The following is a 9,003-nucleotide window of genomic DNA, read 5'->3' on the forward strand; positions in this document are numbered from 1 at the left end:
GCGCCTAGCGCGCGAGCAGGGCTGCACCACCGCCGAACCGGACCGTGCGGACTACCTGGCGTTCACCGCACAGACCCGCATGTCCGGCGTGGACCTGGACGGCGGCCGCCGCATCCGCAAGGGTGCCTCCGATGCGATCACCGCCTATGTGCGTGAGCTGGGTGGCACGGTGCCGGCCGAGCTGCCGGGCCGCGTGGAACAGGTGGCGCGCAACGGTGCCACCCCGCTGGTGGTGTGCGAAGGCCGGCACGTGCTGGGCGTGATCGAGCTGTCGGACGTGGTCAAGCACGGTATGCGCGAAAAGTTCGCGCAGCTGCGGGCCATGGGCATCCGCACGGTGATGATCACCGGCGACAACCCGCTCACCGCGGCGGCCATTGCCGCCGAAGCCGGCGTGGACGACTACATCGCCGAAGCGCGCCCGGAAGACAAACTGGCCCGCATCCGTGCCGAACAGGCCGGTGGACGGCTGGTGGCGATGGTGGGCGACGGTACCAACGACGCCCCGGCGCTGGCCCAGGCCGACATCGGCCTGGCCATGAACTCCGGCACGCAGGCCGCCAAGGAGGCCGGCAACATGGTCGACCTGGATTCGGATCCGGCCAAGCTGCTGGCGGTGGTGGAAGTGGGCAAGCAGCAGCTGATCACGCGCGGTGCGCTGACCACCTTCTCGCTGGCCAACGATGTGTCCAAGTACTTCGCGATTCTGCCGGCGCTGTTCGCCTCCACCCTGCCGGCGATGGCGGCGTTGAACGTGATGCACCTGTCCAGCCCGCGCAACGCGGTGCTGGCAGCGTTGATCTTCAACGCGCTGGTGATTCCGGCGTTGATTCCGCTGGCACTGCGCGGGGTGCGGTTCCGCCCGGCCACGGCCACCGCGCTGCTGCGCCGGAACATGCTGGTGTACGGCCTGGGCGGCGTGCTGCTGCCGTTCGCGGCCATCAAGTTGATCGACCTCTTCCTTGTCTCGGTATTCGGCGCATGAACCGCTCACTTGCAACCTCCCTGCCCCGCACCGCGCGCGCCCGCGCCGTGGATGCGGCCACCCTGCAGCAGCACGGCGCGTGGCGCCCGGCGCTGATGCTGGGCCTGGTCAGCCTGCTGCTGCTCGGCCTGGCGTACGCCGTGGCCGCCACCGGTGCCAGCCGTCTGCTGTTCCCGGCGCAGGCCGATGGCAGCCTGCTCATCCGCGACGGCCAGGTGCGCGGCTCGCAGCTGATCGCCCAGCCGTTCAACGGCGACGGCTACTTCCAGGCGCGTCCGTCGGCGGCCAGCTACGACCCGATGGCCGCGGCCGGCAGCAACCTGGCGCGCAGCAACCCGGCCCTGCAGGAACGCGTGCAGGCCAGCATCGCCGCGGTGGCCGCGCGCGAAGGGATAGCGCCGGCGCAGGTGCCCGGCGACCTGGTGACCCAATCCGGCGCAGGCATGGACCCGGAGCTGTCGCCGGCGGCGGCGCAGGTGCAGATGGCGCGCGTGGCACGCAGCCGCGGGCTGCCGGTTGAGCAGGTGGCCGCGCTGGTGAAGGCGCATACGCGGGGTCCGCAGTGGGGCGTGTTCGGGCAGCCACGCGTGAACGTGATGACCTTGAACCTGGCGTTGGATGCGCAGGTCGGGCAGCCGGGCAAGGCCCCGCTCCACGGGATGCCTTGATGCGCTGCGTACCGTCCCGGGCGCACAATCGCCACCCATGAGCGACCCCCGCACCCGCCAGGCCGATGCCCTGGTTGAACGCCTGCAACGCGAAGCCGGCGGCAAACTCACCGTGTTCCTCGGTGCCGCCCCCGGCGTGGGCAAGACCTTCAGCATGCTCAGCCGCGCGCACGAACAGCTGCGTCGCGGCGTGGACGTGGTGGTGGGGCTGGTGGAAACCCACGGCCGCGCCGAGACCTCGGCGCTGCTGGAGGGCCTGCCGCAGGTGCCGCTGGTGCAGCGCGACTACCAGCAGCATGTGCTGGGCGAGATGGACCTGGACGCCGTGCTGGCGCGCCACCCGGCGCTGGTGCTGGTGGACGAACTGGCGCACCGCAACGTGCCCGGCAGCCGCCACGAGCGACGCTGGCAGGACGTGATGGAACTGCTCGAGGCCGGCATCGATGTGTGGACCACGGTCAACATCCAGCACCTGGAAAGCCTCAACGATGTGGTGATGCGCATCACCGGCGTGCGCGTGAGCGAAACCGTGCCCGATGCGGTGCTGGACCGCCTGCACGACATCGTGCTGGTGGACATTCCGCCGCGCGAGCTGATCGAGCGCCTGCAGCAGGGCAAGGTGTACGTGCCCGAGCAGGCCGCGCAGGCACTGCAGGCGTTCTTCTCACCGGCCAACCTCACCGCGCTGCGCGAACTGGCCATGCAGGAAGCGGCCGACCGCGTGGACAGCAGCCTGCGCGAGACCCGCGCCGCGCGTGGCGAGGGCAACCTGCCGCTGCGCCGCCGCGTATTGGTGGCCATCGATGGCGGGGGCCAGAGCGAGTACCTGGTGCGCGTGGGCCGGCGCATTGCCGAGCGCCGGGATGCGCCATGGACGGTCGTAACCGTGCAGGGCCGGCGCAACGACGAGGCCACGCTTCGCGAGATCGACGCGGCGTTCGCCCTCGCCCGCCGCCTCGGGGGCGAGGCCGAGCTGCTGCACGGGTCCAGCATTGCCGATGCGCTGCTGGACCATGCCGCGCACAACAGCGTGTCGACCCTGGTGCTGGGCCGCACCCGCGAGCGCCCGTTCGCGCGCATGCTCAACCGCACCCTCACCCAGCAGCTGATCCAGCGCGGCGCGCACTACGAGATCACCATCATCGGCACCCCGCAGGCACGGGCACGGGCGCGGCGCACCGGGTTGAGCGTGCCCAGCCGCAGCACCGGCCAGGACACCCTGCTGGCGTTGGGCGCCACCGCGATTGCCTGCCTGGTGGCGCTGGTGGCCGAGCGCTGGGTGGGGCTGTACGACCTGTCGATGGTGTTCATCGTGGCGGTGGTGATGGTGGCCGCGCGCAGCCGCACCAGTGCGGCGGTGATTGCCGCGGCGTTGTGTTTCCTGGCTTACAACTTCTTCTTCATCGCCCCGCGCTTCACGTTTGCCATCAGCGCACGCCAGGGCGTGATCACCGTGTTCCTGTTCCTGGCCGCCGCGCTGGTGGCCGGGCGGTTGGCCTCGCGGTTGCGCATGCAGGTGCTGGCGTTGCGCGCATCCAACCGGCATGCCAACGCGCGCCAGGCACTGGGCCGGCAGCTGACCCGCGCGGCCAGCAACGAAGAGGTGGCGCAGGCCGGGCGCGAGGCGCTGGAACAGGCAATGGACGCCCCGGCGTGGCTGCGCATCGGCCAGGACACCAGCACCAGCGGCAGTGCCGCGCCGGGCGACACCGACCTGGCCGCCGCCGACTGGGCGCGCCGCCACGGCCAGCCCAGCGGCCGCTTCACCGACACCCTGGCCGGCGCGGAGTGGTGGTTCCTGCCGCTGCTGGACGGCGATGACCGCGCCATCGGCGTGGCCGGCATGCGCTTCGCCCGCACCGCGCCGCGGCTTACCCCCGAGCAGCGCCAGCTGGCTGAAGCCATGGTGGATGACATTGCCCAGGCCGCGCTGCGCACCCAGCTGGTGGCCGACCTGGAAAAGGCGCATGTGAGCAACGAGACCGAGCGGCTGCGTTCGGCGCTGCTGTCGTCGGTGTCGCACGACCTGCGCTCGCCGCTGGCGGCGATGATCGGCTCGGCCGACAGCCTCTCCAGCTATGCCGACGCGATGGACGCGCAGGACCGCCGCGCCCTGCTGGACACCATCCTGGTGGAAGGCGAGCGGCTGGACCGCTACATCCAGAACCTGCTGGACATGACCCGGCTGGGTCACGAAGGGTTGCAGATCAACCGCGACTGGATCGGCGTGGACGAGCTGGTGGGCTCGGCCGCGCGCCGCCTGCAGCGCTACCAGCCGGAGGTGCAGCTGAAGCTGGACATTCCGGCCACGCTGGCACCGATCTGGGTGCACCCGGCGCTGGTGGAACAGGCCGTGTTCAACGTGATGGAGAACGCCGCCAAGTTCTCCCCGCCGGGCGCGGCAGTGGAGGTGCAGGCGCGGCTGGTGGAGGGCGAACTGCGCATCGACGTGCTGGACGCCGGCCCCGGCATTCCCGACGACGAGCGCGCGCGCATCTTCGACATGTTCTACAGCGTGGAGCGTGGCGACCGCGGCCGGCATGGCACCGGGCTGGGGCTGACCATCTGCCAGGGCATGATCGGCGCCCATGGCGGTAGCGTGCAGGCGCTGCCGGGCCGCGACGGACGCGGTACCCTGATCCGCATTACGCTGCCCCTGCTGCAACCCCACCCTGCCGATGACCACGACGACCCCTGACCTGCCCCAAGGTGCGCCCCCGGCGCGCGTGCTGGTGATTGACGATGAAGCGCAGATCCGGCGCTTCCTCGATATCAGCCTGCGCGCGCAGGGCTACCGCGTGGTGCAGGCCGCCACCGGCCAGGCCGGGCTGGAAGCGCTGGTGAGCGAAGGCGCGGACCTGGTGATCCTGGATATCGGCCTGCCGGACATGGAAGGCCACGAGGTGCTGGCCGAGCTGCGGCAGTGGAGCCAGGTGCCGGTGATCATGCTGACCGTGCGCGCCGGTGAAACCGAGAAGGTGCGGGCGCTGGACAACGGCGCCAACGACTATGTGACCAAGCCGTTCGGCACCCAGGAGCTGATGGCGCGGGTGCGGGCGTTGCTGCGCTCGCGCACGGTGTCGGCCGATGGCGTGTTGCCGCAGTTCGATGACGGGCACCTGCATATCGACCTGGTGCGCCGCGAGGTGCACCTGGAGGGCGCGCCGGTGGCGCTGACGCGCAAGGAATATGCGTTGCTGTCGTTGTTGTTGCGCAACGCCGGGCGGGTGGTGACCCAGCCGCAAATCCTGCAGGAGATCTGGGGGCCAACGCATCAGGAAGACACGCATTACCTGCGGATCCTGGTGGGCAAGTTGCGGCACAAGCTGGGCGATTCCGCGTTGGATTCGCGGTACGTGTTCACCGAACCGGGCGTGGGCTTGCGGTTCAAGGGGTGAGGATCCGCCGCGACCGACGGTCGTGGCCTGTCTGGTGGTGTGACGGTAGGTACCGGCCGTTGGCCGGTACCTGCATTCCTCAGAACCCGAGGTCCACACCGGGCAGCAACGGCTGCAGCTGGTCGCGGAACAGGGTCTTGATGCGTTCCAGCGCCGCTTCATCGTCGGCCTCGAAGCGCAGCACCAGCACCGGCGTGGTGTTGGACGCGCGCAGCAGCCCCCAGCCATCGGGGAAATCGGCGCGCAGGCCGTCGATGGTGGACAGGCGGGCGCTCGCGAACGGCGACTCGTCCCCCTGTGCGGCCGATACGAACAACGACACCAGCGCGTGCGGGGTGCCCGATTCCACCGGCACCTTCAGCTCCGGCGTGGACACGCTGTCCGGCAATTCGTCCAGCACCTCCGACGGCGTCTCCTCGCGCTGGGCCAGGATCTCCAGCAAGCGCGCGGCCGCATACAGGCCATCGTCGAACCCGAACCAGCGCTCCTTGAAGAAGAAGTGCCCGCTCATCTCGCCGGCCAGCTCGGCATCGGTTTCGCGCATCTTCGCCTTCATCAGCGAATGCCCGGTCTTCCACATCAGCGGGCTGCCGCCGTTGCGCAGCACGTAGTCGGACAGCTTACCGCTGCACTTCACGTCGTAGATGACCAGTGCGCCCGGGTTGCGCATGAGCACATCGGCGGCGAACAGCATCAGCAGCCGGTCGGCATAGATGATCTTGCCTTCGCGGGTGACCACGCCCAGGCGGTCGCCGTCGCCATCGAAGGCCAGGCCGATGTCCGCGTCGAAGCGCTTCACCGTCTGGATCAGGTCTTCCAGGTTGTGCGGGTCGCTCGGGTCCGGGTGGTGGTTGGGGAAGGTGCCATCCACATCGCAGTACAGCGGAATGACCTCGGCCCCGATGGCTTCCAGCAGCGGCTGGGCCAGTTCGCCGGCCACGCCGTTGCCGGCATCGGCCACCACCTTGAGCGGGCGGTCCAGCTGCACGTCGTCGGCGATGCGCTGGATGTAATCGGCGTTGACCTCGCGCTGCTTCAGGCTGCCCGGCTCGGCGGCCACGTGCAGCTGGCCGTCGCGGATGCGCTGGAACAGTTCGGTGATGGCGTCGCCCGACAGCGTTTCGCCGCCCACCACGATCTTGAAACCGTTGTAGTCCGGCGGGTTGTGGCTGCCGGTAACGGCCACGCAGCTGCCCGCGCGCAGGTGGTAACTGGCGAAGTACACCATCGGGGTGGGCGCCAGGCCGATGTCGATGACATCGCAGCCGGCGCGGCGCAGGCCCTCGATGAGCCCGGCACTGAGTTCCGGGCCGGACAGGCGGCCATCGCGGCCCACCACGATCTCGCGCAGGCCCTGCACCTGCAGCACCGAGCCGATGGCCTGGCCGATCAGCGCGGCCACCTGCGGGGTGAGCTCGCGCCCCACCACGCCGCGGATGTCGTAGGCACGGAAGATACCGGCCGGCACCTCCTGCCCCGCTACGCCCGGCACCGGCGGCGGACCGCCTTCGGCCACGGCCGGCACCACGGCCAGCGGCGCCTGTTCCAGGCTTTCGCGCAGCGTGGGGCCGTCTTCTTCGGTGGCCTCTTTGGACGCACGACGGCGCGGCAACGCCACCTTGCCCTTGCCGAACTGCAGCATGCCGGCGATGGCCAGCAGCAGCACCGCCACCACCGCGCTGGGAATGGCGCCCAAGCCCAATGGGCCCGGCTCGATGTCCGGCACGGCCGCGGCCAGGCGCAGCCCGCTCTTGCCGATCGGGCGCGCCAGTGCCTCGGCACCGTCGGCCAGGCCCGCGTTGCCCTGTTCAATCACGTTGTGGCCACCCTGGCGCAGGGCCACGTAGCCCGCGCCCGGCACGCGTACCTGGTCGAAGGTGGCGGTCAGCCGCAGCAGCGGCTGGCGCACGTACACCAGCGCCGGCCCCTGCGTACCCAGTACCACCGGCACCGCCAGGCCAAGGCGCTGCCCACCGGCATCGCGCACCACGCGTGCCACCACCGCGTTCTGGGCGTTGGCCGCTTCCAGCAGGGCCAGGCGCGAATAGCCGAAGGCCTTCGGGTCGGCATAGGCCGCGTCCAGGCTGGCGGGGATGACCTGCACCTCTTCGGTGCCCGGCCAGCCTTCGCGGATGGCCACGGCCGTGGCTTCGCCATCGCCGTTGCCCAGCGCCGTGGCCACGCGCTCGCTCTTCATCAGCTTGCGCAGCTGGTCCAGCTGGCCGTTCAAGGCCGTCTGCACCCCGCCCACGATCTGGTCACGCGACTGTTCCAGCTCCGTGCCCACCGAGGCCTGCCGCCACTGCCGCACCGCACTCCAGCCAAACCATGCGGCCAGCAGCACCAGCGCGACCACCACCAGTGGCCCGGTGCGCTTGCTTGCCAGCTTCGGTTGCCCTTCCGCCTTCGCCTTGCTCATGGAACTTCCCCCTGGTCAGCGCACCCCGGTATGGCCGAATCCACCCGTTCCCCTGGCGCTGTCGGTGAAAGTATCTACTACCTGCAGGCCCACGCGTGCGATGGGCAGCACAACCAGCTGCGCGATGCGGTCGCCCGGCTGCAGCGTGAAGGCCTCGCGGCCACGGTTCCACGCGCTGATCAGCAGTGGGCCCTGGTAATCGGCGTCGATCAGCCCGGTGCCGTTGCCCAGCACGATGCCGTGGCGATGGCCCAGCCCCGAGCGCGGCAGCACCACGGCGGCCAGGTTCGGGTCGGCAATGTGGATGGCGATACCGCTGGGAATCAGCGCCGTATCGCCCGGCTGCAGGGTGAGCTCGGTTTCCAGCGCCGCGCGCAGGTCCAGCCCGGCGCTGTGCTCGGTGGCGTAGGCCGGCAGCGGCCAGGTATCGCCGAAGCGCGGGTCGAGCAGCTTTACCTGCAACGGCTGAAGGGTGGAATCAACGCTCATGCGTGCAACCTCTGGGCAATCAGGGACAACAGTTGTTCGGCCAGCAGCGCCTTGGAGGTACCGGGGAACACCTGTTCGCCGCCCTGCCAGTAGGCCGTGGCCGCGTTTTCATCACTTTCGAAACCGCCGGTGGCAATGCCCACCTGGTTGGCAATGACCAGGTCCAGGCGCTTGTCCACCAGCTTGCCGCGCGCGTACTTCTCCACATCGTGGGTTTCGGCGGCAAAACCGACCACCAGCTTCAGCGCATTGGTCTGCGCGGCCACCTCGGCCAGGATGTCCGGCGTGCGCACCAGCTCCAGCGTGAGGGTCTGGGTGCCGGCGGTCTTCTTCAATTTCTGCGGGGCCACCTGGCGCGGGGTGTAATCGGACACCGCGGCCGCGCCTATATAGATGTCGGCCGGCAGCGCGCCCAGCACCGCCTCGCGCATCTGCGCGGCCGAGCGCACATCCACCCGCTGCACCCCGGCCGGGGTGGGCAGCTGCACCGGGCCACTCACCAGCACCACCTGCGCGCCCTGGCGCACGGCGGCGGCGGCCAGCGCATAGCCCATCTTGCCGCTGCTGCGGTTGCCCACGTAGCGCACCGGGTCCAGGTCTTCGTAGGTGGGGCCGGCACTGATGACCACGCGCAAGCCCTTGAGCTGCTGCTCGGGCGCGGCGTCGGCAGCGGCCGGCGCCTGCAGCGCGGCCAGTGCCGCAACAATCGCATTGGGTTCGGTCAGCCGGCCCGGGCCGGATTCGCCTTCGGCCAGCGGGCCGTCTTCGGGCCCGATCACCTGCGCGCCGCGCTGGCGCAGCAGGGCGATGTTGGCCTGCGTGGCGGGGTGCTGCCACATGCGGTGGTTCATGGCCGGGCACACGGTGAGCGGCGCGGTGGTGGCCAGGCACAGCGTGGTGACCAGGTCATCGGCATTGCCGTGGGCCAGCCGGGCCAGCAGATCGGCGGTGGCCGGGGCCACCACGATGCGATCGGCCCAGCGGGCCAGCTCGATATGGCCCATGGCCTGCTCGGCGGCGCTGTCCCACAGGGTGGTGCGGGTG

7 protein-coding genes are annotated in these 9,003 nt (G+C 70.3%); 4 read left to right on the forward strand and 3 right to left on the reverse strand.

Annotated features, from left to right (window positions below):
* From DBR34_RS22190 to DBR34_RS05615, 4 genes are all read left to right on the forward strand, one after another.
* On the forward strand, positions 1-985 hold a 985-nt coding region (locus tag DBR34_RS22190), incomplete at its 5' end, for an HAD-IC family P-type ATPase (RefSeq protein WP_258223692.1).
* Positions 982-1,653, forward strand: a complete 672-nt coding sequence (gene kdpC / locus DBR34_RS05605) for a potassium-transporting ATPase subunit KdpC (protein WP_128096034.1) — start codon at positions 982-984, stop codon at positions 1,651-1,653. The genes DBR34_RS22190 and kdpC, both read left to right, overlap by 4 nt.
* A gap of 37 nt (positions 1,654-1,690) precedes the next feature.
* A complete protein-coding gene (locus DBR34_RS05610) occupies positions 1,691-4,351 on the forward strand; it encodes a sensor histidine kinase KdpD (protein WP_128096035.1) in 2,661 nt (886 codons plus the stop codon).
* Complete coding sequence (locus tag DBR34_RS05615) at positions 4,332-5,051, forward strand: response regulator transcription factor (RefSeq protein ID WP_128096036.1); 720 nt, start codon at positions 4,332-4,334, stop codon at positions 5,049-5,051. Before DBR34_RS05610 ends, DBR34_RS05615 begins: the two co-directional genes overlap by 20 nt.
* Before the next feature lie 79 nt (positions 5,052-5,130).
* Here DBR34_RS05615 and DBR34_RS05620 read toward each other — a convergent pair whose 3' ends face one another.
* The 3 genes from DBR34_RS05620 to coaBC form a co-directional block, all read right to left on the reverse strand.
* Complete coding sequence (locus DBR34_RS05620) at positions 5,131-7,470, reverse strand: phosphomannomutase/phosphoglucomutase (RefSeq protein ID WP_128096037.1); 2,340 nt, start codon at positions 7,468-7,470, stop codon at positions 5,131-5,133.
* A gap of 15 nt (positions 7,471-7,485) precedes the next feature.
* Entirely contained in the window at positions 7,486-7,959 is a 474-nt protein-coding gene (gene dut, locus DBR34_RS05625; protein WP_128096038.1) for a dUTP diphosphatase, read from the reverse strand.
* Positions 7,956-9,003: bifunctional phosphopantothenoylcysteine decarboxylase/phosphopantothenate--cysteine ligase CoaBC (coaBC, locus tag DBR34_RS05630; RefSeq protein WP_128096039.1), on the reverse strand; the 1,048-nt coding region annotated here is incomplete at its 5' end. The genes coaBC and dut, both read right to left, overlap by 4 nt.

The sequence above is a fragment of the Stenotrophomonas sp. HMWF003 genome (assembly GCF_003061285.1).
Lineage (GTDB): Bacteria > Pseudomonadota > Gammaproteobacteria > Xanthomonadales > Xanthomonadaceae > Stenotrophomonas > Stenotrophomonas maltophilia_AP.

What these genes read in the sequence shown, in the direction of transcription:
- DBR34_RS05620 (WP_128096037.1), bottom strand. Translation starts at nt 7,470, where the DNA reads ATGAGCAAGGCGAAGGCGGAAGGGCAACCGAAGCTGGCAAGCAAGCGC.
- DBR34_RS05610 (WP_128096035.1), top strand. Translation starts at nt 1,691, where the DNA reads ATGAGCGACCCCCGCACCCGCCAGGCCGATGCCCTGGTTGAACGCCTG.
- dut (WP_128096038.1), bottom strand. Translation starts at nt 7,959, where the DNA reads ATGAGCGTTGATTCCACCCTTCAGCCGTTGCAGGTAAAGCTGCTCGAC.
- kdpC (WP_128096034.1), top strand. Translation starts at nt 982, where the DNA reads ATGAACCGCTCACTTGCAACCTCCCTGCCCCGCACCGCGCGCGCCCGC.
- DBR34_RS05615 (WP_128096036.1), top strand. Translation starts at nt 4,332, where the DNA reads ATGACCACGACGACCCCTGACCTGCCCCAAGGTGCGCCCCCGGCGCGC.